This is a genomic window from Nocardiopsis coralli, from assembly GCF_014892575.1.
GTDB lineage: Bacteria > Actinomycetota > Actinomycetes > Streptosporangiales > Streptosporangiaceae > Nocardiopsis > Nocardiopsis coralli.
In genome coordinates, this window is sequence record NZ_JADBGI010000027.1 from 1 (window position 1) to 23,244 (window position 23,244).

At 71.7% G+C, this 23,244-nt stretch carries 16 protein-coding genes; 1 reads left to right on the forward strand and 15 read right to left on the reverse strand.

The window, feature by feature from the left end; translation table 11 throughout:
* Positions 1-44 precede the first annotated feature (44 nt).
* The 13 genes from IDM40_RS23475 to ppdK form a co-directional block, all read right to left on the reverse strand.
* Positions 45-1,370, reverse strand: a complete 1,326-nt coding sequence (locus IDM40_RS23475) for a glycoside hydrolase family 18 protein (protein ID WP_193124230.1) — start codon at positions 1,368-1,370, stop codon at positions 45-47.
* 127 nt (positions 1,371-1,497) lie between these two features.
* Positions 1,498-2,601, reverse strand: coding sequence for an RNA polymerase sigma factor RpoD (gene rpoD / locus IDM40_RS23480; protein ID WP_193124302.1), 1,104 nt, complete (start codon positions 2,599-2,601; stop codon positions 1,498-1,500).
* Between the two features lie 86 nt (positions 2,602-2,687).
* Positions 2,688-4,568 carry a DNA primase gene (gene dnaG / locus IDM40_RS23485; RefSeq protein ID WP_193124231.1) on the reverse strand — a complete coding sequence of 627 codons (1,881 nt, stop codon included), beginning with the start codon at positions 4,566-4,568 and terminating at the stop codon, positions 2,688-2,690.
* 90 nt (positions 4,569-4,658) lie between these two features.
* The gene (gene mmsB, locus IDM40_RS23490; RefSeq protein WP_193124303.1) at positions 4,659-5,876 is read right to left on the reverse strand and encodes a multiple monosaccharide ABC transporter permease; all 1,218 of its coding nucleotides are present in this window, start codon (positions 5,874-5,876) and stop codon (positions 4,659-4,661) included.
* A gap of 59 nt (positions 5,877-5,935) precedes the next feature.
* Positions 5,936-7,516 carry a sugar ABC transporter ATP-binding protein gene (locus tag IDM40_RS23495; RefSeq protein WP_193124232.1) on the reverse strand — a complete coding sequence of 527 codons (1,581 nt, stop codon included), beginning with the start codon at positions 7,514-7,516 and terminating at the stop codon, positions 5,936-5,938.
* On the reverse strand, positions 7,509-8,624 hold the full coding sequence (gene chvE, locus IDM40_RS23500) for a multiple monosaccharide ABC transporter substrate-binding protein (protein WP_193124233.1): 1,116 nt from the start codon (positions 8,622-8,624) through the stop codon (positions 7,509-7,511). The genes IDM40_RS23495 and chvE overlap by 8 nt, the downstream gene beginning before the upstream one ends.
* A gap of 288 nt (positions 8,625-8,912) precedes the next feature.
* Positions 8,913-10,271, reverse strand: a complete 1,359-nt coding sequence (locus tag IDM40_RS23505) for an L-fucose/L-arabinose isomerase family protein (RefSeq protein WP_235997885.1) — start codon at positions 10,269-10,271, stop codon at positions 8,913-8,915.
* A gap of 77 nt (positions 10,272-10,348) precedes the next feature.
* Complete coding sequence (locus IDM40_RS23510) at positions 10,349-11,008, reverse strand: L-ribulose-5-phosphate 4-epimerase (RefSeq protein ID WP_193124235.1); 660 nt, start codon at positions 11,006-11,008, stop codon at positions 10,349-10,351.
* Positions 11,005-12,708, reverse strand: coding sequence for a ribulokinase (gene araB / locus IDM40_RS23515; protein WP_193124236.1), 1,704 nt, complete (start codon positions 12,706-12,708; stop codon positions 11,005-11,007). Before araB ends, IDM40_RS23510 begins: the two co-directional genes overlap by 4 nt.
* 103 nt (positions 12,709-12,811) lie before the next feature.
* Positions 12,812-13,813: a LacI family DNA-binding transcriptional regulator gene (locus IDM40_RS23520; RefSeq protein WP_193124304.1), complete on the reverse strand. Its 1,002-nt coding sequence runs from the start codon at positions 13,811-13,813 to the stop codon at positions 12,812-12,814.
* Between the two features lie 169 nt (positions 13,814-13,982).
* Positions 13,983-15,236, reverse strand: coding sequence for a deoxyguanosinetriphosphate triphosphohydrolase (locus IDM40_RS23525; RefSeq protein WP_193124237.1), 1,254 nt, complete (start codon positions 15,234-15,236; stop codon positions 13,983-13,985).
* Between the two features lie 75 nt (positions 15,237-15,311).
* Complete coding sequence (locus tag IDM40_RS23530; RefSeq protein WP_193124238.1) at positions 15,312-16,739, reverse strand: ElyC/SanA/YdcF family protein; 1,428 nt, start codon at positions 16,737-16,739, stop codon at positions 15,312-15,314.
* 383 nt (positions 16,740-17,122) lie between these two features.
* Complete coding sequence (gene ppdK / locus IDM40_RS23535) at positions 17,123-19,819, reverse strand: pyruvate, phosphate dikinase (RefSeq protein WP_193124239.1); 2,697 nt, start codon at positions 19,817-19,819, stop codon at positions 17,123-17,125.
* Between the two features lie 437 nt (positions 19,820-20,256).
* Here ppdK and trhA point away from each other — a divergent pair, with 437 nt between their 5' ends.
* Positions 20,257-21,027: a PAQR family membrane homeostasis protein TrhA gene (gene trhA, locus IDM40_RS23540; RefSeq protein ID WP_328807107.1), complete on the forward strand. Its 771-nt coding sequence runs from the start codon at positions 20,257-20,259 to the stop codon at positions 21,025-21,027.
* A 321-nt stretch (positions 21,028-21,348) separates the two neighbouring features.
* On the opposite strand, the gene IDM40_RS23545 is transcribed toward trhA, so the two are convergent.
* Both IDM40_RS23545 and IDM40_RS23550 read right to left on the reverse strand, forming a co-directional pair.
* Positions 21,349-22,737: a glycine--tRNA ligase gene (locus tag IDM40_RS23545; RefSeq protein WP_193124241.1), complete on the reverse strand. Its 1,389-nt coding sequence runs from the start codon at positions 22,735-22,737 to the stop codon at positions 21,349-21,351.
* A 180-nt stretch (positions 22,738-22,917) separates the two neighbouring features.
* On the reverse strand, positions 22,918-23,208 hold the full coding sequence (locus IDM40_RS23550; protein WP_193124242.1) for an antibiotic biosynthesis monooxygenase family protein: 291 nt from the start codon (positions 23,206-23,208) through the stop codon (positions 22,918-22,920).
* Positions 23,209-23,244: the final 36 nt, after the last annotated feature.

Here is a 23,244-nt window from a genome sequence, read left to right on the forward strand (position 1 = left end):
TTTACGGGCCCGCCGCTTGACATAGAAGCGTCCCCGGGGCCCTGTCAGTCGCGCAGGGAGTCGTCCATGGCGCGCACGAGCCCGCCCTCGGCGTCCATGTCCAGGTTCCAGACCATGAGCCCGCCCAGGTCCTCCTCGCGCACGTACTCGCCCTTGAGCGCGATCACCTCGGGGTTGTCGTAGGTCCACCACTCGTCGCCGTCGAAGACCCAGTAGGCGCCGGCGTCCTCGTCGAGGTGGCGCCGCCCGCCCATCTCCTCCAGGTCGGCGAAGGCCGCGGTGGGACCGTCGTAGGCGTCCTCCGCCGGGCCCTCGGCCGTCCGGCCCGGGCTGCCGTCGCCGTCGACGCCCTGCCAGCCGCGGCCGAACGCGGGCACGCCCAGCACCAGGCGTTCGGGGTCGGCGCCCAGGTCGAGGTAGCGGCGTACGGCGGCGTCGGCGCTGTCGGCGTCGGGTGCGTGCGCGGGCGCGTGGAGGTTGGAGTGGAAGGCGGTCTCCTCGCTCCAGGGGCCGGCCAGGTCGTACCCCTGGACCGTGGCGAGGTCGACCAGGTCGAAGATCTCCGCGTCGTAGGCGGCCGCCTGCTCCTCCCCCGCCGGCAGCGACACCGAGAGCGTGTAGTCCCGGCCGGTCTCGGCGGAGAGCTCGTCGAGCTGCTCCCGGAACTCGGCCACCAGCAGCGTGAAGTTCTCCGCGTCGTCGGGGTGCTCGACGTTGTCCTCGTGCCCCTGCCCGCCCGGCCACTCCCAGTCCAGGTCGATGCCGTCGAAGACCCCGGACGCCGCGCCGGGCCCGCCCTGGGGTTCGCCGTCGTACTCGGGCAGGTCGCCGCGCAGCCACAGGTCCAGGCACGAGGCAACGAAGGCCGAACGCGACTCCGCCGTACGCGCGGCGTCGGAGAAGTGCGTGGACCAGTTCCACCCGCCCAGCGACAGGCTCGCCCCCAGCTGCGGGTGGCGCTCGCGCAGCAGGCGCAGCTGGTTGAGGCTCCCGGCGAGTTCCTGTTCGTAGCTGTCGGCCTGCCCGTCCACGCTCTCGTCGGCCTCGTACCGCCGCTGGTAGAGCTCCCAGGGCTGGTCGTGGTTGTCCTCGGGGATGTGGCAGAGGCCGTCGGAACCGATGTCACCGAACGCCCACATGAGTCGGGTGAGGCGCTCGGCGGCGCCGTTGTCCTCGAGCTCCTTGACGGTGAAGCCGCGGTTGGCGACGTTCCAGTCGGCGAAGTACCCGAGGCGTTCGGGTTCGCGGTCGTCGTTCACGATCAGGTACCCGGTGATGAGCAGGGCCGCGGCGGTGGCCGCGCCCAGGGCGACGAGGAGGGGGCGGCGTCCCCGCGGGGACGGGCGTGGCGGCTGAGGGGTGGCGTTCACCCTCCCGACCGTAGGGGGAATCGCCGCCGGGCACCTCTCCCCCGGCCCCGGTCGGCCACATGAGGACGATCGTCCAGGACGGGAACCCAGGGCGGCCCCCGTACGTTCTGTGGCCGCCGCCCCGGGTTCACCCGCCGCGCAGGAAGTCCTTCAGGGGCCCGGCCCGGGAGGGGTGGCGCAGCTTGGCGAGGGTCTTGGCCTCGATCTGGCGGATGCGTTCGCGGGTCACCCCGAACTCGCGCCCGACCTCCTCCAGGGTGCGCGGGCGGCCGTCGACCATCCCGAAGCGCAGCCGGATCACCCGCTGTTCCCGGTCGGACAGGTCGCCCAGGAGGCTGCGCAGGCGTTCCTGCAGCAGGGTGAAGGCGGCCGCCTCGACCGGCATGATCGCGTCGGAGTCCTCGATGAACTCGCCGAAGTCGGACTCCTCGTCCCCGATGGGGGTGTGCAGGGAGACCGGTTCGCGGGCGATGCGCTGGATCTCCAGGACCCGCTCGCCGCCGAAGCCCGCCGCGGAGGACAGCTCCTCGATGTCGGGCTCGCGGCCCAGCTGCTGGTGGAGCTGGTGTTGCAGGCGCACCAGGCGGTTGATGGTCTCGACCATGTGCACGGGGATGCGGATGGTGCGTGCCTGGTCGGCGATCGCACGGGTGATGGCCTGGCGGATCCACCACGTCGCATAGGTGGAGAACTTGAAACCCTTGGTGTAGTCGAACTTCTCCACCGCGCGGATGAGGCCGAGGTTGCCCTCCTGGATGAGGTCCAGGAACAGCAGTCCGCGGCCCATGTAGCGCTTGGCGATGGAGACGACCAGGCGGAGGTTGGCCTCGATGAGGCGGCGTTTGGCGCGGCGGCCCTCCTCGACGAGGGCGCCGAGCTCCTCGGCGGTGCGGCCGGCGGGGCCGGGGGTGCAGCGTGAGGCGTAGAGGCCGGCCTCGATGGCCTTGGCCAGGTCGACCTCCTCCTCGGCGGTCAGGAGGGGGACCTGGCCGATCTCGCGGAGGTAGAGGCGGACCAGGTCGGAGCCGGTGCGCCGGCCGGCCTCCGGCGGTGGGTCGGCCTCCTCGGCGTCGGCGACCTCGATCCCCGCGCGGGAGAGGTGGACCACCGCGCGGTCCAGGGCCTGCGAGGACGAACCCAGGCGTTCCAGGGCGGCGGCGACCTCGTCACGCGTGACCGTTCTCCGACCCTCGCCGGGCAGCGCCCGGAGCACCTGTCTGACGGGCGGCATTTCCTTGGTCACAACTGTGGGAGCCACGCCTACATTGTGCCCGGAGTCACCCCGGAAAAGGGAGACTCATTATTGTCACCTTCGCGCTACCCCCCGGTGGAGAGCTCCTCCTGCAGGGCGCGTTTCTGCTGGCCGAGCGCGAGGAGCTCGGTGAAGACACGGGTGTGTTCCTCGGGGTCGGAGGCCGCGTCCAAGCGGGCGAGCTCCGATTTCAGGTTTGCCTCGCGGCGGTTGATGGAATGAGTCCTGATTGTGCTCAGCATTTGCCGCGCGAAATGCCCGTCGACTTCTCCGTAGAACTCCAGGGGCTCGGCGGTGAGGTTGGCCAGGAGGTTGCGCTGGGCTTCCTCGGGGGCGCTGTCCCGCAACCGGTGGATCCACCCCTGGGGGTCCTGCACCGCGGCCGCGACCCCGCCCTGTTCGGCCACGAGCCGCAGGAGCTCGCGGTGCTGCGGGACGGTGAAGTCCTCCTCCACGAACCGGTCGAAGTCCTGGGCCAGGTTCGGGTACTTCAGGGCCAGTTTGAGGGCCTGGCGTTCGCGCTGCACCGACGGGTCGTTCAGGTCGTAGGGCGCGGCACCGGCGTCCGCCCCCGGTCCGGGGCGCACCGGGCCCCTGCCGCGCGCGGGCCCGCGGCGCATGTGCTGGTTGACGCGCTGCAGGACGTAGTTCTCGTCCATGAGCCCGATCCAGCGGTCCAGGTTCTTGCCCCAGCCCTTGCGCACGCCCTCGTCGCGGATGCTCGCGACCACGGGCGCCGCCGCCTCGAGCGCGGCCATGCGGCTCTCGGGGGTGTCGAGGTCGTAACCGTCGATGACGTCCTTGATCTTGAACTCGTACATGGGCATGGCGCTGTCGACCAGGTCGGTGATGGACTGCGCCCCCTGGTTGAGCCACAGGTCGCCCGGGTCGAGCCCGTCGGGCTGGATGGCCACGTAGGTCTCGGAGGAGAACGCGTGCTCCTCGGAGAACGCGCGGGCGGCGGCCTTCTGCCCGGCCTTGTCGCCGTCGAAGGTGAAGACGACCCTGCCGCCCTGGTTGGAGCGGCCCAGGAGCATGCGCCGCAGGATCTTGACGTGGTCCTCGCCGAAGGAGGTTCCGCACGTGGCGACCGCGGTGTCCTCCCCCGCCAGGTGGCAGGCCATCACGTCGGTGTACCCCTCGACGACGATGGCCTTGCCCTCGCGGGAGATCTGGCGTTTGGCCAGGTCGAGGCCGTAGAGGATGCGGCCCTTGTGGAAGATGGGGCTCTCGGGGGAGTTGAGGTACTTGGGGCCGTCCTCGTCCGCGTCGAGCTTGCGCGCCCCGAACCCGACGACCTCGCCGGTGACCTCGCGGATCGGCCAGAGCACCCGGTTGCGGAACCGGTCGTAGGCGCCGCGGCGGCCCTGGCTGGCGAGCCCGCCCTCGACGAGTTCCCGGTCGGTGAAGCCCTTGCCCCGCAGGTGGCCGACGAGGTTCTCCCAGCCGCGCGGGGCGTAGCCGAGGCCGAAGCGTTCGGCGTGGGCGCCGACGAAACCCCGGTCGTCGAGGAACCGCCGCGCGACGACGCCCTCCGCCGAGCGGAACAGGTGCTGGGCGTAGAACTCGGCGGCGGCCTTGTGCGCTTCCAGCAGCCGTTGGCGCTTGTTCTCGTCCCGGCGGGTGCTGCGGCCCTCCCCGGACTCGTAGCGCAGCTGGATCCCGCTCTGGCGCGCGAGCGACTCGACGGCCTCGGTGAAGCTGAGGCTGTCGATCTGCTGCACGAAGCGGATGACGTCGCCGCCCTCCTGGCAACCGAAGCAGTAGAACAGGTTCTTGGAGGGGGTGACGTTGAACGAGGGCGACTTCTCGTCGTGGAAGGGGCACAGGCCCTTGAGCGAGCCGCCCCCCGCGTTGCGCAACTGGAGGTACTCGCCCACGACGTCGGCGATGGGGGTGCGCTCGCGCACGAGTGCGATGTCTTCGTCCTTGATCCGGCCAGCCACGGTCTCAGGGTAGTTCGCCCCGGCGACGTTCGCGCCGCCCGGTCGCGCTCCGGCGGCCGGGCAGCGCCCCTGCGGCTGGGCCGGACCGGGTCAGGTTCCGGGGCCGCCCGGTGAGCGACCTCTCCCCCACCTGCGGTTCCGGGACCGGGTCGGCGCGACGGAGCCGGCCGACTGCGCGCGGCGTTTGTTGTGCACGTCGAAGGCGACCGCGAGGAGCAGCACCAGGCCCTTGATGAGCTGCTGCCAGTCCACGCCGAGGCCGATGAGCGACATCCCGTTGTTGAGCACGCCCATGACCAGGGCCCCGATGACGGCCCCGACGATGGTGCCGACCCCTCCCCCGGCGGAGGCTCCGCCGATGAAGGCCGCGGCGATCGCGTCGAGCTCGAACATGGTTCCGGCCCCGGGGGTGGCCGAGTTGAGCCGTGCGGTGAAGACGAGTCCGGCCAGGGCGGAGAGGGCACCCATGTTGACGAAGACCCAGAAGGTGGTGCGCTGCGTGGCGATGCCGGACAGCGCCGCGGCCTGTTCGCTGCCGCCCACCGCGTAGACCCGCCGTCCGGTCGTGGTCGAGCGCATGAGGAACGCGTACCCGGCGATGAGCGCGATGAGCATGAGCCCGACCAGGGGCAGGCCGTTGTATCCGGCGAGCACGTGCGCGAAGACCATGATCACCGCGGTGTAGGCGGCCGAGACGGCGACGGCCGCCGCGGTCGACGACATGGGCAGACCGTGCCGCCGTGCACGGGAACGCTGCCGCCACTGGATCCACACCAGGGCCGCGGCGCCGGCCGCCCCGAGTGCGAGGGTGGGCAGGTGCAGGCCCAGCACCTCGGGGCCGGGAAGGAACCCGCTGGCCATGGTGCGCAGGGACTCCGGCAGCGGCGCGATGGACTCCCCGCCCAGCACCGCCATGGTCGCCCCTCGGAAGACGAGCATCCCGGCGAGGGTGACGATGAAGGCGGGCACCCGCACGTAGGCGATCCAGAAGCCCTGCCACGCGCCGATGAGCGCGCCGAGCAGCAGGGCCAGCGGGACCACGACCGGGGTCGGCAGCCCCCACGAGGTGAGCATGACCGCCGACACAGCGCCGGTGAAGGCCACGACCGAGCCGACCGACAGGTCGATGTGGCCGGTGATGATGACCATCATCATCCCGATCGCGAGGATCAGGACGTAGGAGTTCTGCATGATCAGGTTGGTGATGTTGAGCGGCGTGAGGAGCAGTCCGCCGGTCAGGATCTCGAACAGCACCACGATCGCCACGAGGGCGATGACCATGCCGTACTGGCGGGCGTTGACACGCATCAGGGCGCCCAGGGCTCCGGGGAGGCGGAACCGGGGGGAGGGGCCGGGGTCGGTGCTGTTCACGCGGCTCCCCCCGTTGCGGTCATCAGTCTCATGAGGGTCTCCTGGTCGGCCGCCTCACCCGGGACCTCGCCGGTGATGCGGCCCTCGCACATCGTGTAGATCCGGTCGCTCATGCCGAGCACCTCGGGCAGCTCGGAGGAGATGAGCAGCACGCAGGCGCCCGCCTCGGCGAGCCGGCGCACGATGAGGTGGATCTCGTACTTGGCCCCGACGTCGATGCCGCGGGTGGGCTCGTCGAGGATCAGCAGGTCGGGCCGGGTGAACATCCACTTCCCGAGCACGACCTTCTGCTGGTTGCCGCCACTGAGGGTGCGCACCACCTGGGTGGGGCCGTGGCTGCGCAGGCGCATGTCGCGTGTGGTCTCCCCGGTCTCGACCGCTTCCCTGCCGGGGTCGAGGACGCCGCGGGTGGAGATGCGGCCGAGGGCGGCCAGGGAGGTGTTGTGGCGGACGTCGTCGTCGAGGACCAGGCCCAGGCCTTTGCGGTCCTCGGGGACGTAGGCCAGCCCGGCGGCGATGGCGCGGGCGGCGGTGGAGGTGTCGGCCTCGCGCCCGTCCTTGTGCAGGGTTCCGCGCACGTGGCGGCCGTAGGAGCGCCCGAACACGCTCATGGCCAGTTCGGTGCGGCCGGCACCCATGAGCCCGGCCAGGCCCACGACCTCGCCCCGGCGCACGGTCAGGGAGGCGCCGTCGACCATGCGCCGTCCGGCCTGGACGGGGTGGTCGACGGTCCAGTCGCGGACCTCGAACCGGACCTCGCCGACGGTGCCGGCGCGGTCGGGGTAGCGCTGGTCGAGGTCTCGGCCGACCATGCCGCGGATGATGCGGTCCTCGGCCACCGACGGGACGCCGTCGGCGTCGCGTTCCACGGGGAGCGTCTCGACGGTGCGGCCGTCGCGCAGCACGGTGACCTCGTCGCTGACCTGCATGACCTCGCCGAGTTTGTGCGAGATGAGGATGCAGGCCACGCCCTGGCCGCGCAGCTCGGTGAGCAGGTCGAGCAGCCGGGCGCTCTCGGCCTCGTTGAGCGCGGACGTGGGCTCGTCGAGGATCAGCACCCGCACGCTCTTGGCCAGGGCCTTGGCGATCTCCACGAGCTGTTGGGCCCCGACGCTGAGCTGGGCGACGGGGGTGGCCGGGTTCTCGTCCAGGCCCACCCGTTCGAGCAGGGCGCGGGCCTGCGCGTGGGTGCTGCCCCAGTCGATGACCCCGCGGTGGGACCGCTCGTTTCCCAGGAACATGTTCTCGCTGACCGACAGGTGCGGGACGAGGGCGAGCTCCTGGTGGATGATGGCGATCCCGGCGCGTTCGCTGTCGGCGACCCCGGTGAAGGCGGCCGGTTCTCCCCCGACGAGGATCTCCCCGGTGTGGGTGCCGGCGGGGTGCACGCCGCTGAGCACCTTCATGAGGGTGGACTTGCCGGCTCCGTTCTCCCCCATGAGGGCGTGCACGGTGCCGGCACGTACCGACAGCGAGACCCCGTCCAGCGCCTGGACGCCGGGGAAACCCTTGCGGATGTCGCGCATGAGCAGCAGCGGGGCGGTCCCGCCGGTTCCGGTGTTGTGCGGCTCACCCATCGAGATCGGACTCGTCGTAGTAGCCGCTCTCGATGAGGACCTCCTCGTAGTTGTCGGCGTCGACCGAGACGGGGTCGAGGAGGTAGGAGGGCACGACCGTCACACCGTTGTCGTAGCTGTCGGTGTCGTTGACCGGCACCTCATCCCCCGCGGCGACGGCGTCGACCATGTCCACGGTCTGGGCGGCGAGCTCGCGGGTGTCCTTGAAGACGGTCTGGGTCTGTTCCCCGGCCACGATGGAGCGCACCGACGGGACCTCGGCGTCCTGGCCGGTGACCACGGGCAGTGGACGCTCCTCGGTGCCGTAACCGACCGCGCGCAGGGACTCGATGACGCCGAGGCTGATGCCGTCGAAGGGCGAGAGCACGGCGTCGAGGTCCTCGTCGGAGTAGTGGGCGCTGAGGAGGTTGTCCATCCGGGACTGGGCGACCGAGCCGTCCCAGCGTTCGGTGGCGATCTGTTCCATGGAGGTCTGGTCGCTGCGCACCTCGAGCGTGCCGTCGTCGACGTGGGGCTGCAGGACCTCCATGGCGCCGTCGTTGAAGAAGTAGGAGTTGTTGTCGTCGGGGGCGCCGCCGAACAGCTCGATGTTGAAGGGGCCGCCCTCGTCCTCGAGGTCGAGGGCGTCGACGATGTATTCGCCCTGCAGGACCCCGACCTGGTGGTTGTCGAAGGTCGCGTAGTAATCGACGTTCGGGCTCTCCATGATGAGGCGGTCGTAGGCGATGACGGGGATGTCGTTGTCGGCGGCCATGTCGAGCACGTCCCCGAGCGCGCTCCCGTCGACGGCGGCGATGACGAGCACGTCGGCGCCGCGGGTGATCATGTTCTCGACCTGGGCGAGTTGGTCCTCGACGACGTCCTCGGCGAACTGCAGGTCGGTGCCGTATCCGCGCTCCTCGAAGTCGGCGACCATGTTGGCGCCGTCGTTGACCCAGCGTTCCCACGACTGCGTGGGCATGGAGATGCCGACGACGCCCTCCTCCCCCTCGGGTTGGGCGGCGTCGCCGACCCCGCCGCACGCGGTGGCGGCCAGGGCCAGGGCCGCGAGGGCGGCCGGCGCGGCGAGGACGGGCGGGCGGTGGCGGGTGGTCCGGTGGCGTGGCACGGGGGGTCCTTCCGTCGGTGCTGTGAAATCGGATCGGGGCGGGCCGGGGTCAGGGGGCGGTCGTGAGGGTGACGGCGGTCCAGGAGACCGGGGGCAGCACGGCGCGGCGGCCGGGCCCGCGGGCGGACCGAGGAGCGGGGCGGGGGCGGGACGGACGTCGGGTGCGCATGGTGAGCTCCTTGCGCTGGGGGGGACGGGGAGGCCTCTCCCCTGGATCCCGGCGGGACGGGCGATGCCCTCCCACCGGGGCCGGTGCGCGCGCGGGCGCCTCTCGTCGGTGGCTCGGGGTCAGACGCGGACGTACTCGATGCCGGTGATGTCGCACAGCGCCCGCCAGTCGGCGGCGCGGTGCCCGGTGTGCAGGGCCATGTGGTGGGTGCCGCCGGCGCGCAGCCACCCCTCGGTGCAGTCCCGGACGCCGGTGTCGGGGCGGTACTGGCCGTAGGGCATCTCCAGGGACGGCAGGGGCGGGGCGTCCAGCACCTCGCCCTCGGAGACGACCAGGCGGAAGCGTTCACCGCCCAGCGCGACCAGGGAGGCGAGGGTGGCCGGTCCGGGCCGGTAGCGGAAGAGCACGGTGGGCGGGTCGGCCAGGCCGCCGATGTCGAGGGGGCGTTTGATCAGGCGCAGGGGTTCGTCGCCGCGGGCGATGCGCCAGTTCCCCTCGCCCATGTGGCTCATGAGGATCGAGTCGGAGGGGAAGTCCATCGCGTACATCTCGGTGAAGTGCGCGTCCCCCGCGAGCACGTGGCCGGCGCGCACCACGGTGGCGGCGAGCACGTCGCCCTCGCCGGCGAAGCCGTACCCCTGGGCCATGAGGGTGGAGGCGGCGGCCATGGGAAGGCGGTCGAAGCGCCCGTCCTCGCCGATGGCGTCGAAGTGGGTGGAGTAGGCGTGGCACCCCCGTTCGGTGAGCAGCCGTTCGATGCCCAGCTGCATGCGGGCGTGGTCGTCGCGTTCCTTCGCGGACAGGCGCGGGTCGACCTCGAAGGCCTCGTCCTCCCAGGCCAGGAGTTCGGCGACCTCCTTCTCGCCCAGGTCGAGGGTGGCGCGGTGCAGGGCCCCGGGCGCGATGACCTCGATCTCGGGGCCGAGGGCGCGCAGCAGGGCGGTCTCGTCGACGCGCGCGTCGCCCATGCCGTTCATGGGGTAACCGAAGACGCCGACCCGCAGGCCCCGGAGCGCGGTCGCGGCGCGGGCGGCACGGGCCCAGCGGTCGATGCGTTCGGCGAACCCCGGGCTCTGCCAGTCGCCGGTGATCACGTCGAAGCGGCGTTCGGCGCGCACGAGGGCGTTGGCGGTGTCCTGGGCTCCGTGGATGCCCTGGTTGTAGGTCATGTCGGCCATGTCCCACTCGGCGGTGACCGAGGGGTCGGGCTGGATGTTGGCCAGCGCCAGGGGCAGGCGGGTGCGGGTCAGGGCGCCGGTCACGCGCAGGGAGGGCCCGTAGGTGAGCATGACGACGAGGACCCCGTCGACGCCGGCGTTCTCGAGGTCGCGCACGGCCCGCTCCGCGTCCTCGCGTCCGCGCACGGGCGGGGCGACGGTCCAGTCGGCGGTGTCGGAGAGGTGCCGGGCGACCCGGTGGGCGTACTCGGCCTGGTGGTCGGTGATGCCGGGGAGCATTGCGTCGTAGAGGGGCTGCATGATGCCGAGGAGCCCGATCCGGGGGCGCGGGGCGGGCAGCGGTCGCGGGGGCACGGGGGGTGTGGCCACGGGGGTCCTCACTTCTGGCCGTAGACGTTGCGGTAACGGTCGTGCAGGGCGTCGATGTCGTCCTGCGGGAGCCGTTCGAGCGGCCCGCTCTGGCGGGCGAGGTGGAGGGTGCGCGCGACGTCCTCGCACATGACGGCGGCCTTGACCGCGTCCTGGGGTGTGGCGCCGATGGTGAAGACGCCGTGGCGGTCCATGAGCACGGCGGGTGAGCGGTGGCCCTCGAGCGTGGCGACGATCCCGCGGCCGATGGAGTCGTCGCCGATCCGGGCGAAGGGCCCGAGCGGGATGTCGCCGCCGAACTCGTCGGCCATAGCGGTGACGGCACACGGGATGGGTTCGCCGCGGGCGGCCCAGGCGGTGGCGTAGGGGCTGTGGGTGTGCACGACGCCGCCGACCTCGGGCAGGGCCCGGTAGACGTAGGCGTGGGCCGCGGTGTCGCTGGAGGGGTTGGGACCGCCGTCGTGCACGGGCCGGCCGTGCAGGTCGCACTCGACCATGTGCTCGGGGGCGAGGGCGTCGTAGGAGACACCGCTGGCCTTGATGAGCATCCGGTCGGTGCCGGGGACGCGGACGGAGACGTTGCCGCTGGTCCAGGCGACCAGGTCCCAGCGGGTGAGTTCGGAGTGCAGTGCGCAGACCTGGGCGCGCAGGTCGTCGAGGCCGGTCACGGGTTCCCCTTCCGGGCGGCGTTGCGGATGTCGCGCAGGCGGTGGAGGCTGCGGGTCCCCCCGCGGCCGAAGTGGTCGTGCAGTTCGGTGTAGAGGGCGTGGAGCTCGTCGTAGGCGGCGGTGCGTTCGGGGTCGGGATCGACGGTGTGTTCGCGCACCCCGCCCATGGCCGCGGAGGCGGCGTGGATGTCGCGGTGGGCCCCGGCGGCGACGGCGCCGTGGATGGCGGCCCCGACCGCACAGGCGAGGCCGGAGGAGACCAGGCGCAGGGGCCTGCCGAGCACGTCGGCGTAGATGCGCAGGACGTGGGGGCGGTCGACCATGCCGCCGGCGACGGTGAGGTCGTGCACGGGCACCCCGGCCTTCTCGAAGGCCTCGACGATGGTGCGGGTGCCGAAGGCGGTGGCCTCCACGAGGGCGCGGTAGATCTCGGCGGGGCGCGTGGCGAGGGTCAGCCCGGCCAGGACACCGGAGAGGTCGTGGTCGACGAGCACGGAACGGTTGCCGCTGTGCCAGTCGAGCGCGACGAGCCCGTGCGCGCCCACGGGGTCGTCGGCGGTCTCCTCGGCGAGCACGTCGTGCACGGAGGTTCCACGTTCCCTCGCCCGTTCGTGCACCTCCGGTGGTGCGTGCTGCTCCGCGAACCAGGCGAAGATGTCGCCGACGCCGCTCTGCCCGGCCTCGTAACCCCACACCCCGGGCACGATGCCGCCGAGCACCTGCCCGCACATGCCGGGGACCTCGGCCAGGACGTCGGAGTTCATGACGTGGCAGGTGCTCGTGCCCATGATGGCGAGCATCCGGCCGGGTTCCGTGGTGCCCGCGGTGGCGGCGGTGACGTGGGCGTCGACGTTGCCCACGGCCACGGGGACGCCCTCGGGCAGTCCGGTGCGGGCGGCCGCCTCGGCGGTGAGGGTCCCGGCCCGGTCGCCGAGCTGGGACAGGGGGTGCTCGAGCTTGTCACGGGCGAAGTCGGCGAACTCGGGGTGCAGGGCGCCGAAGAAGTCGCGGGAGGGCCAGTCTCCGTCCTGGTACTGGCCCTTGTAACCGGCGGTGCACACGTTGCGGGTCTCGGTGCCGCACAGCTGCCAGACGATCCAGTCGGCGGCCTCGATCCACCGGTCGGCGCGGTGGTAGACCTCGGGGTCCTCCTTCAGGACCTGAAGGGCCTTGGCGATCTGCCACTCGGAGGAGATGCGGCCGCCGTAGCGCGGGAGCCAGGGTTCGCCGCGTTCGGCGGCCAGGGCGTTGACGGCGTCGGCCTCGGGCTGGGCGGCGTGGTGGCGCCAGAGCTTGGGCCAGGCGTGCGGGCGGGGTGTGTAGGGGGCGACCTCGCACAGGGGCACACCGTCGGCGGTGACGGGCATGCAGGTGCTGGCGGTGAAGGCGGTGCCCACGCCGATCACCTGTCCGGGGTCGACCCCGGCGTCGCGGAGGGCTGCGGGCACCGCCCGGCTCAGGACCTGCCGGTGGTCCTCGGGGTCCTGGAGGGCGGTCTCCGCGGGCAGGGTGACACTGCTGTCGGGCAACCGGTCGGTGATGACGCCGTGGCGGTAGGGGTGCACGGCGGTCCCGAGCTCGGCGCCGTCGGAGACGCGGACGACGACGGCGCGCCCGGAGAGGGTCCCGAAGTCGATGCCGACGGCGACGGCGTCACCGGGTTTGTGAGCGCTAACATTCTGGGGCGTAGGAACCGGCATACGGACCTTCCTCCACTGCGGTACGGAACGCGGGCAGCGGTCGCGGGGGGTGGCACGCCGTGCGGGTCCGGGCACGGCGGCGGGGAAGCGGCAGGGGTCGGGGTCAGGCGGGCGGGGGCGCGCTGGAGTCGCGCACACGGAGCACCGCGGGCACGGTGCGGTCGGCCGGGGCGTCGGCGGAGGGGGCATCGAGCGCGCCCAGGAGCAGTTCGAGGGCGGCGGTGCCGACGCGGGTGAAGTCCTGGGCGACTGTGGTCAGGGCCGGGGTGAGGTAGGCGGCCTCGGGGATGTCGTCGAAGCCAACGACGCTGACGTCGCCGGGCACACCGAGCCCTGCCTCGTGCAGGGCCTTGAGCACGCCCACGGCCATCTGGTCGTTGGCCACGAAGACGGCGGTGACCTCCTCGCCCTCGGCCCGGAGCTCGGCCAGCCGGCGGCCGAGCTCGTACCCCGAGCGCGGGCTCCAGTCGCCGGGCAGGGGTTCGGTGACCGTGCGCCCTGCCGCACGCAGCTCCTCGCGCCAGCCGTGCACACGTGCCTCGGCCTCGAGCCAGTCGGAGCGGCCGGAGATGTGGTGCACGGTGCGGTGGCCCAGATCGAGCAGGTGGCGGACGGCGTCGCGGGCGCCCTGTTCCTGGTCGACACCGGCGACCGGGAACCCGGCGCCCTCTCCCCCTTCGACCGCCACGAGGGGCCGGGGTCCGGGCAGGGCGGCCAGGGCGTGCACGAGTTCGCGCTGGGGTGCGATGGCCACGCACCCCTCCACGGACTGCTGCACGAGGTGGTCCATGGCCTCGGCGACCCCGTCAGGGCTGGGGTCGTCGGCCGAGACGATGCTGAGGAAGTACCCGGCCTCCCGGGCGGCCTGTTCGATGCCGGCCAGGGTCTGGGACGGACCGAAAAGCGTGGTGTCCACGGCCAGGGCGCCGAGCACGTTGGTACGCCGCGTCACCAGCGCGCGGGCGGTGGAGTTGGGGTGGTAACCGAGCTCGGAGATGGCGTGGCGGACCCGCGCGACGGTCTCCTCGCGCACGTTCGGGTGGCCGTTGACCACACGCGAGACGGTCTGGTGGGACACTCCGGCGACCTTGGCGACGTCGGACATGACCGGGTTGCGGCCGCCGGTCGTGGGCACAGGGCGTTCACCTCCGGGGGTGGGGAATCGAGGGGTATGTGACGCAGGCAATAGTGTTAACGTTCACATGGCTCCCGTCAAGACCCCCTCTGCCCGCTTCTGTCCCCTCCCTTGCCCCGGCCCCGAACGAGGTCGGAGGTCAGCCGACGAGGTGGGAGTGGAGCGTGGTCGCCGAGGTGTCGGTGAGCGAGGCGACCTGGTCGATGACCACACGCAGGGCCGCGGCGTCGTCGGCCGCGGCCTCGAAGGGCGCCCGGAACTGCGGGTCCAGCGCACCGGGGGCGTTCTTCCACAGGGCGGCCACGAGCTCGGCGACGATCCGGCGTTCGTTGGCCCGGTGCTCCATGGCCTCGGCCCGGGAGAGCACGAAGTGCGCCGAGACCGCCTTGAGCAGAGCGCACTCCAGCAGGGCCCAGCGCGGAACGACCAGGTCGGCGCCGTACCTGGTCAGGCGCCCGGGGCCGTGCACCGCGCGGGTGCCGCTCTCGGCCGCACGGCGGAACCGGCCGATGAGCTCGCTGGTCAGGTTCTTCAACGCCACCAGCGAGGGCAGGTCCCCGGTGAACTCCTCCGGCCAGACCGGCGCGGACAGCAGGCCGTCCAGGGCCTCGGCGAGCTCCGAGGGGTCGGCGTCGCAGTAGTCCCGCGCGGCCACCCGGCACACCTCGGCGCGCTCGGTGGGGCTGCCGAGCGCGGCCATGCTCACCAGGCCGGCGTGCAGGGCGTCCTCGACGTCGTGCACCGAGTAGGCCACGTCGTCGGACCAGTCCATGACCTGGGACTCGAAGGGGGTCCGCCCGTCCGGAGAGCCCGAGCGCAGCCACGCGAAGACGTCGGCGTCGTCGGGGTAGTAGTTGAACTTGTGGGTGTCCGGGCGTTCACCGCGGGCCCACGGGTACTTGACGGTGGCGTCGAGGGTGGCGCGGGTGAGGTTGAGGCCGGCGCCCGTCCCGTCGGGCGCGATCACCTTGCTCTCCAGGCGCACGAGCAGGCGCAGGCTCTGGGCGTTGCCCTCGAACCCTCCGCAGTCCGCGGCCGCCTCGTCCAGGGCGTTCTCCCCGTTGTGGCCGAAGGGCGGGTGGCCCAGGTCGTGCGACAGGCAGGCGGCCTCGACCAGGTCGGGGTCGCAGCCCAGGGCCTGCCCGAGCTCCCGGCCGATCTGGGCGCACTCCAGGGAGTGGGTCAGGCGGGTGCGCGGGAAGTCGCTGACGCCGAGCTGGACCACCTGGGTCTTGGCGGCCAGGCGCCGGAGCGAGGAACTGTGCAGCACACGCGCCCGGTCGCGTTCGAAGGGCCCGCGCGCGCGGCTCTTGCGCCGTTCGCGGACGCGGCGTTCGGTGTCGTCGGGGGTGTAGCCGGGTGCGGGACCCTCGTCCCCGGGGTGGCTGGTCATCGCCTGTGAGCCTACTGGCCGGGGTCAACGGACCGCGCCCGTGACTCGGTATCGGACCGCGCCCGTGACGCGGTATCAGGCGGCGTTGACGCGGATGTCGCTGCTGTCGTTGAAGATCCAGTAGTACCAGAGGGAAGCGGTCTCCCTGGTGATGTACCAGAGCTGCGTACTGCGCTCGATGACGGCCGGGCCCGAGCGCGCGGGCGAGGTCCCGGCGTCGATCCCGTGGTCGGCGGCCATGCGTTCGGCGCGCAGGCTGTGCCAGGGGTCGGAGACGATGATGCCGGTCTCCCAGGTCTCCTGGTCGTAGACCTCGGCCACGGCCACGATGCTCTGGAGGGTGTCGGCGCCCTCCTCGACCGCGACGATCTGGCCGTCGGGGATGCCGACCTCCACGAGCCAGTCGCGCCCGGCGGCGGCCTCGGTGTAGGTGTCGTCGGGCTGCTTGCCGCCGACGGTGATGATCACCGGGGCCACGCCCTGCTGGTAGAGGTTCTGGGCGTGCTGCAGGCGCGCCTCGAACACGGGTGACGGAACCCCGTTGTACTGGCTGGCGCCGAGCACGATGATCGCGTCGGAGGCGTCGCGGTCGTCCTGGCGGGCGGTGTACCAGACCCAGCCCCAGGTGGCCGGCGGGATCGCCAGCGCGATGACCAGGACCATGGTGAGCAGCCAGCGCATCCGGAAACGCCTCTTCCTTCGGCGGCGCGGACTGCGGGGCGGCGGTTCGCGGCCGTCGCCACCGCGGCGGCCCGCGGGTTCGGGGTCGCGGGGCTCCGGGTCGGGCGGGAGCTCGTCGCGGAAGGCGTCGGTGAACTCGGTGGGCCGGTGGTCGGCGAGGGTGTCGTCCGGGCGGGGCTGTGCGCCGTCGTGTGTGCGGTCGCCGCCGGGCAGGGGGCCCGTGTCCCCGGGGTTCCACGCCTGCTGGGGCTGGTGTCCCGGAGCCTGCCCCTGGTCGGGCTGCCACCCCTGCTCGGACCGCCAGGCCGGACCGGGCTGTTCGGGCCGGTCCACGGCCGGGGCCACGACGGTCTCATCCTGGCCGGGGGCGGATCCGGGGGTCCCGCGCAGGGAACCCCCACGTCCTGCCGGACGGCCACGCACGAAACGGCGGGTGAATCCGCGGCGTTCCCCGTCGCCGGTGGGCTCTCCCGGTTCCCACGCCTGTGCACCCGCCTCGGGCGCGGCCTCGGGCGGCGCGGCGGGGGATGCGTCCGGCTGCGCACCGGCGAGGGCGTCGCGCGTGAAGGACTGGGTGGTCAGGTCGTCGGGGCCGGGGGCACTGGGGGCGTCGGCAGGTCCGGGTGCGCCTCGGGTGAACTGCTGTGTGGCTTCCTCGGGTCCGGGGGGTGCCTGTTCGCCGGCGACCGGGCCGCCCTGTCCGTCCGGGCCGGGCGCCGGCTCGCGCCGGGTGAAGGCCTGGGTGGTCTCGCGGTCGGCGGAGGAGCGTCCGCTCTCCTGCGGCCACCGGTCGTCACCGCGTCCGTCGTTCGGCGCTCTCACCGGATCACCTCCGCACAACTCGCTGACAGGACGACGCTCTCGGCGCCTCCCTCTGGGACGGCCCCTGTCCACCGCTGGTTCGCGGTTCGCCCGGCCGATCCGACCGTGGTCTCGGGGGTTCTGGTCGGCACACGCCCTCCGATCGCAGGGAGGGGAGCGGGGATCCGTGGCCATACCGGCGACCAAGAAGATATCACGAAAGGGTTACGTGGAATCCGTGCGTCCGACTCCCCGCAGCCGTGTGCACCGGTTCCGATCCTAGGGCGTGTCGGAGCCCACATGCCCCGCGAGCACGGGCCTGTCGGACACGGGCCTCTCCCCCGCCCCACGACACACGGGCGCCCCCGCGCGGGTGCACGGGGGCGCCGGGTCCGGGCCGCGGGTCAGCGGTCGGTGCGGGCGGCGGCGCGGCCGGCCTCCAGCCGCGCCACGGGTACGCGGAAGGGCGAGCAGGACACGTAGTCCAGCCCGACCTCGTGGAAGAAGTGCACCGAGGCCGGGTCGCCCCCGTGCTCGCCGCACACGCCGAGTTTCATGTCGGGACGGGTCGCGCGCCCCTCCTCGGCGGCGATGCGCACCAGGCGTCCGACCCCGTCCACGTCCAGCGACTCGAACGGCGAGACACCGAAGACGCCCTTCTCCAGGTAGGCGGAGAAGAACGAGGCCTCGACGTCGTCCCGGGAGAAGCCCCAGACGGTCTGGGTGAGGTCGTTGGTGCCGAAGGAGAAGAACTCCGCGGTCTCGGCGATCTGCCCGGCGGTCAGGGCCGCGCGGGGCAGCTCGATCATGGTGCCGACCGGGAAGTCGAGCTCGACGCCGTTCTCCTCGCCGACCTCGCGCAGCACGCGCAGGGCCTCCTCGCGGATGATCTCCAGCTCCTGGACGGTGCCCACGAGCGGGATCATGATCTCCGGACGCGGGCGCCCGCCCTCGCGGATGCGGTCGGCGGCGGCCTGGGCGATGGCGCGGACCTGCATGGTGAACAGGCCGGGCACGACCAGGCCGAGGCGCACGCCGCGCAGGCCGAGCATCGGGTTCTGCTCGTGGAGGCGGTGCACGGCCTGGAGCACGCGCAGGTCGTTCTCGTGGCTCTCACCGCGGGCCTCGGCCACCGCGACGCGCACCGACAGTTCGGTGATGTCGGGCAGGAACTCGTGCAGCGGCGGGTCGAGCAGGCGCACCGTGACGGGCAGGCCGTCCATGGAGGCGAGGATCCCGTTGAAGTCCGAACGCTGCAGCGGCAGGAGCGCTTCGAGGGCCTCGTCCTGCTCGTCGCGGGTGTCGGCGAGGATGAGGCGCTCGACGAGCTGGCGGCGATCGCCGAGGAACATGTGCTCGGTGCGGCACAGGCCGATGCCCTGGGCGCCCATGCGGCGGGCGCGCGCGGCGTCCTCGGGGGTGTCGGCGTTGGCGCGCACGTACAGGCGGCGGGCGGCGTCGACGTAGTGCATGAGGCGGTGGACGGCGCGCACGAGGTCGTCGGCCTCGTCGGAGGCGGGGTCGATCTCGTTCTCGAAGTAGCGCACGACCGGGGAGTCGACCACCGGGACCTCGCCGAGGAAGACCTCGCCGCTGGTGCCGTCGATGGAGATGACGTCGCCCTCCTCGACGGTCTCGCCGCCGGGGGCGACGAGGCGGCGGTTCTTGGTGTCGATGTCGATCTCCTCGGCACCGCACACGCAGGTCTTGCCCATGCCGCGGGCGACGACGGCGGCGTGCGAGGTCTTGCCGCCGCGGCTGGTGAGGATGCCCTCGGCGGCGATCATGCCCTCGAGGTCGTCGGGGTTGGTCTCGCGGCGGCAGAGGATGACCTTCTCACCGCTGCGCGACCACTTGATGGCGGTGTAGGAGTCGAAGACGGCCTTGCCGACGGCGGCGCCGGGCGAGGCGTTCATGCCGCGGCCCAGGCGGTGGGCCTGGTCGCGGGCGGCGGCCTTCTCGTCGAAGCGGGGGAACATGAGCTGGGCGAGCTGGTCGCCGGTCACCCGCTGAACGGCCTCGTCGAGGGTGATCATGCCCTGGTCGACGAGCTGGTCGGCGATGCGGAACGCCGCGGCTGCGGTGCGCTTGCCGACGCGCGTCTGGAGCATCCAGAGCTTGCCGCGCTCGATGGTGAACTCGATGTCGCAGAGGTCCCGGTAGTGGTTCTCCAGGGTCTCCATGATGCCCATGAGCTCGTCGTAGCTGCGGGCGTCGATGTCGGCCAGGTCGGTGAGCGGCACGGTGTTGCGGATGCCGGCGACCACGTCCTCGCCCTGGGCGTTCTGGAGGTAGTCGCCGTAGACGCCCTGCTGGCCGGTGGCGGGGTCGCGGGTGAAGGCGACGCCGGTGCCGGAGTCCATGCCGAGGTTGCCGAAGACCATGGAGCACACGTTGACGGCGGTGCCCAGGTCGGTGGGGATGCGCTCCTGGCGGCGGTAGAGCACGGCGCGCGGCGCGTTCCAGGAATCGAAGACGGCGCGCACGGCCTGGCGCATCTGTTCGCGGGGGTCGGTCGGGAAGGGGCTCCCGGTCTCCTGCTGCACGATCGCCTTGAAGCGGTCGACGAGGGCGCGGAAGTCGCCGGCGTCGAGGTCGAGGTCGTCGGTGACGCCCTTCTCGGCCTTGACCTGCTCGATGGCTTCCTCGAAGAGCTCGCCGTCGATGTCCTGCACGGTCTTGCCGAACATCTGCACGAGGCGGCGGTAGGAGTCCCAGGCGAAGCGCTCGTCGCCGCCCTGGCGGGCCAGCCCCTGGACGGATTCGTCGTTGAGGCCGATGTTGAGCACCGTCTCCATCATGCCGGGCATGGAGAAGCGGGCGCCCGAACGCACGCTGACCAGGAGGGGGTCGTCGTGCTGTCCGAGCTCGCGGCCCATCTCGCGTTCGAGTGCGGCGAGGTTCTCCTCGATCTCCGCGTCGAGCCCGTCCGGCATGGTGCCGTGGTCCAGGTAGTGGCGGCACGCCCGGGTGGTGATGGTGAAGCCCGGGGGCACGGGCAGGCCGAGGTTGGTCATCTCGGCGAGGTTGGCCCCCTTACCTCCGAGGAGGTCCTTCTGGTCCTTGTTGCCCTCGGTGAACTTGTAGACGTATGTGGCCACGGGGGTGCTCCCTCGTCTCGCTCGACGACTCAGCGTTGAGCCGACCTGTGCCTGATCGGGCGCCGACTCTATCCACACACCGCAGACTCGCCTTTTCATGAACCACGGTATTTGTGCATTTTCGCAGTTCAGGGTCGTTGAACAGGTCTATACCAATGGTTCACCTCTCATATGCTGAACAGAGGTCGCAGCCGGAGAAGAGGCGGGCGGCTTCGCCGAGATCGAGCAGGTCAGAGACGTGGCTCCACCGAAGTTCGATGATGATCGATCAACGGGGGCGCACTTCGGGGCAACGGACCAATTCGCCCTGCACACAGGGCCGCAAACCTTGCCGTGTGCGGCGAGACACAGCGATACCAGCAGGTAACCTACGCGACCGTAAGTTAGGCTTCGTGTGGACCCGCGACGGAGCGGACCGGCACGAGGAGGAGGCGACGGTGTCGACCGAGAGGACACACGGGACCGGACCGGCCGAGGGCGACCACACCCCCGAGCACACACGGGACCCCGCCGACGGACACAAGGCGTCGGTGCCCGAACGCGCCGCCCAGACCGCCGGGGACCTCCTGGAGGCGGTCAAACCCAAGCTCCGCGGCTGGCTGCACCTGGGCACCGCCCCGCTGGCACTGGCCGCGGGCATCGTCCTGGTGGCGCTGTCCCCCACCCCGCCCGCCATGATCGCGGCGGCGGTGTACGCACTCAGTTCCGTGCTGCTCTTCAGCACGTCGGCCGTTTACCACGTGGGCCGCTGGTCGCCGCGGGCCCAGCGCGTGCTGCGGCGCATGGACCACTCGAACATCTACCTGATCATCGCCGGCACCTACACGCCCTTCATCGTGCTGGTGCTGGACGGGACCCTGCGCACGGCGATGCTCGCCCTGGTCTGGGGCGGCGCGATCGCGGGCGTGGCGTTCAAGCTCCTGTGGCTCAACGCGCCCCGCTGGCTCTCGACCGCCCTGTACCTGGCCATCGGCTGGGTCGCGGTGCTCTTCATCCCCGAGCTCGTCGGCGGCACCCACCCGGCCACGTGGATCCTCGTCCTGGTCGGCGGGGTCCTGTACAGCGTCGGCGCGGTGGTCTACGGCCTCAAGTGGCCCGACCCCGCGCCGCGGTGGTTCGGTTTCCACGAGATCTTCCACTCGCTGACCATCGCCGCGTTCGTGTGCCACTACATCGCGGTCTCGTTCGTGGTCTACACCGCGACCTGACCGCGCCCCCGAAGGAAGAGCGCATCCGGCGCTCTCCGCCCCCGCGTCACGATTCGCTCACACGAAAGGACACCGGGTACGAAACTCCCTCGTACTTCGCTGTGGCCGGCGCTACGTTGAGAACGGTCCCCGCGGTCGTGTGCGGCCGCAGGGACCGGAGGCGGCCGGAAACCACTTCCCCCCGGGACCCGGTCGTCTCTTTCTCTCTTCGCGGGCGGGGCGTCCGGTCCAAGCACCCCGCCCGTCCCAGGAGAAACGACGAGGCCGCCCGCCCCTGCTGGGACGGGCGGCCTCGCGCATGAGCGTGAGCCGCGGAGGGCCTCAGACGCCGGGCATGCGCTCGATGAGGTAGCGCTCCACCTGGTCGAGGGAGACGCGCTCCTGCGACATCGTGTCGCGCTCGCGGATGGTCACGGCGTCGTCGTCGAGGGTGTCGAAGTCGACGGTGATGCAGAACGGCGTACCGATCTCGTCCTGGCGGCGGTAACGGCGGCCGATCGCACCGGCGTCGTCGAACTCCACGTTCCACCGCTTGCGCAGACGCGCGGCCAGGTCGCGGGCCTTCGGCGACAGGTCGGTGTTGCGCGAGAGCGGCAGCACCGCGGCCTTGACCGGCGACAGGCGCGGGTCCAGGCGCATGACGGCGCGCTTCTCCATCTTGCCCTTGGCGTTGGGCGCCTCGTCGACGTTGTAGGCGTCGAGCATGAACGTCAGCACCGCGCGGTCCACACCGGCCGCCGGCTCGATGACGTAGGGGATGTAGCGCTCGTTGTTCTCCTGGTCGAAGAAGGACAGGTCCGCGCCGGAGGCCTCGGAGTGCGTCTTGAGGTCGAAGTCGGTGCGGTTGGCCACGCCCTCGAGCTCGCCCCACTCGCTGCCCTGGAAGTTGAAGCGGTACTCCAGGTCGACGGTGCGCTTGGAGTAGTGGGACAGCTTCTCCTGCGGGTGCTCGTGCAGGCGCAGGTTGTCCTTGTTGATGCCGAGGTCGGTGTACCACTGGTACCGGCTGTCGATCCAGTACTGGTGCCAGTCCTCGTCGGTGCCGGGCTTGACGAAGTACTCCATCTCCATCTGCTCGAACTCGCGGGTCCGGAAGATGAAGTTGCCCGGGGTGATCTCGTTGCGGAAGGACTTGCCGATCTGGCCGATCCCGAAGGGCACCTTGCGCCGGGCGCTCTGCTCGACGTTCTTGTAGTTGATGAAGATGCCCTGCGCGGTCTCGGGGCGCAGGTAGGCCAGGCCCTTCTCGTCCTGGACCGGGCCCAGGTAGGTGCGCAGGAGCCCGTTGAACATGCGCGGCTCGGTGAAGGAGTGCTTGGCGCCGCAGTTGGGGCAGGCGATCGCGGCCAGGCCCTCCTCCGGCTCCCGGCCGTGCTTGGCCTCGTAGGCCTCGATGAGGTGGTCGGCGCGGAAACGCTTGTGGCAGGCCTGGCACTCGGTGAGCGGGTCCACGAACTCCTTGACGTGGCCCGAGGCCTCCCAGACCTCACGGGAGAGGATGACACTGGAGTCCAGGCCGACGATGTCGTCGCGCTCCTGCACCATGGCGCGCCACCACTGGCGCTTGACGTTGGACTTCAGCTCCACACCGAGGGGACCGTAGTCCCAGGCCGCGCGCAGACCCCCGTAGATCTCGCTGGAGGGGTAGACCAGACCCCGGCGTTTGGCGAGGTTGACCAGTGCGTCCATTGCCTCTGACTTGGCGGCCATGGGGAGACTCTCCATCCGGCTGGCGGTCGGTGGATCGCGGTGAGCGATTCATCGTGTGTTTCGGGTGTCGTGGCCCGCCCCGACCGGCGACGGTCGCAGCGCGTGACCACATCAGTCCAGGCTAGAGCACTCGCGAAGCGGGCGCGCACGGATTTCCTTGCGGGTGGGGCTTCGCACGCCTCACGGGCTGTGTTCGTCGACGACCTCGTAGGCGCTGGGTTCGTCGAGCGCGCGGGACAGCAGCGGGACCGCGGCGACCTTCACCTCGTAGGAGGACAGCGCCCGGCGGTAGGGGCCCGCGCCCTCCCACTCGGTGACCAGCGTCCACAGCTCGGGGTCGTCGGCGGCGCGGCCCAGCCGGTGGCGCAGGAACCCGGGGCGGGCGGCCAGGGCGGCCACGGCGCTCGCGGCCTCGGTTCGGAAGGCCTCGGCGTCGGCCTCGGGCACGGAGTAACGGGTGATGACGATCACCCGCCCATTGTGGCGCACGCACGCTGCCGCCCGGCC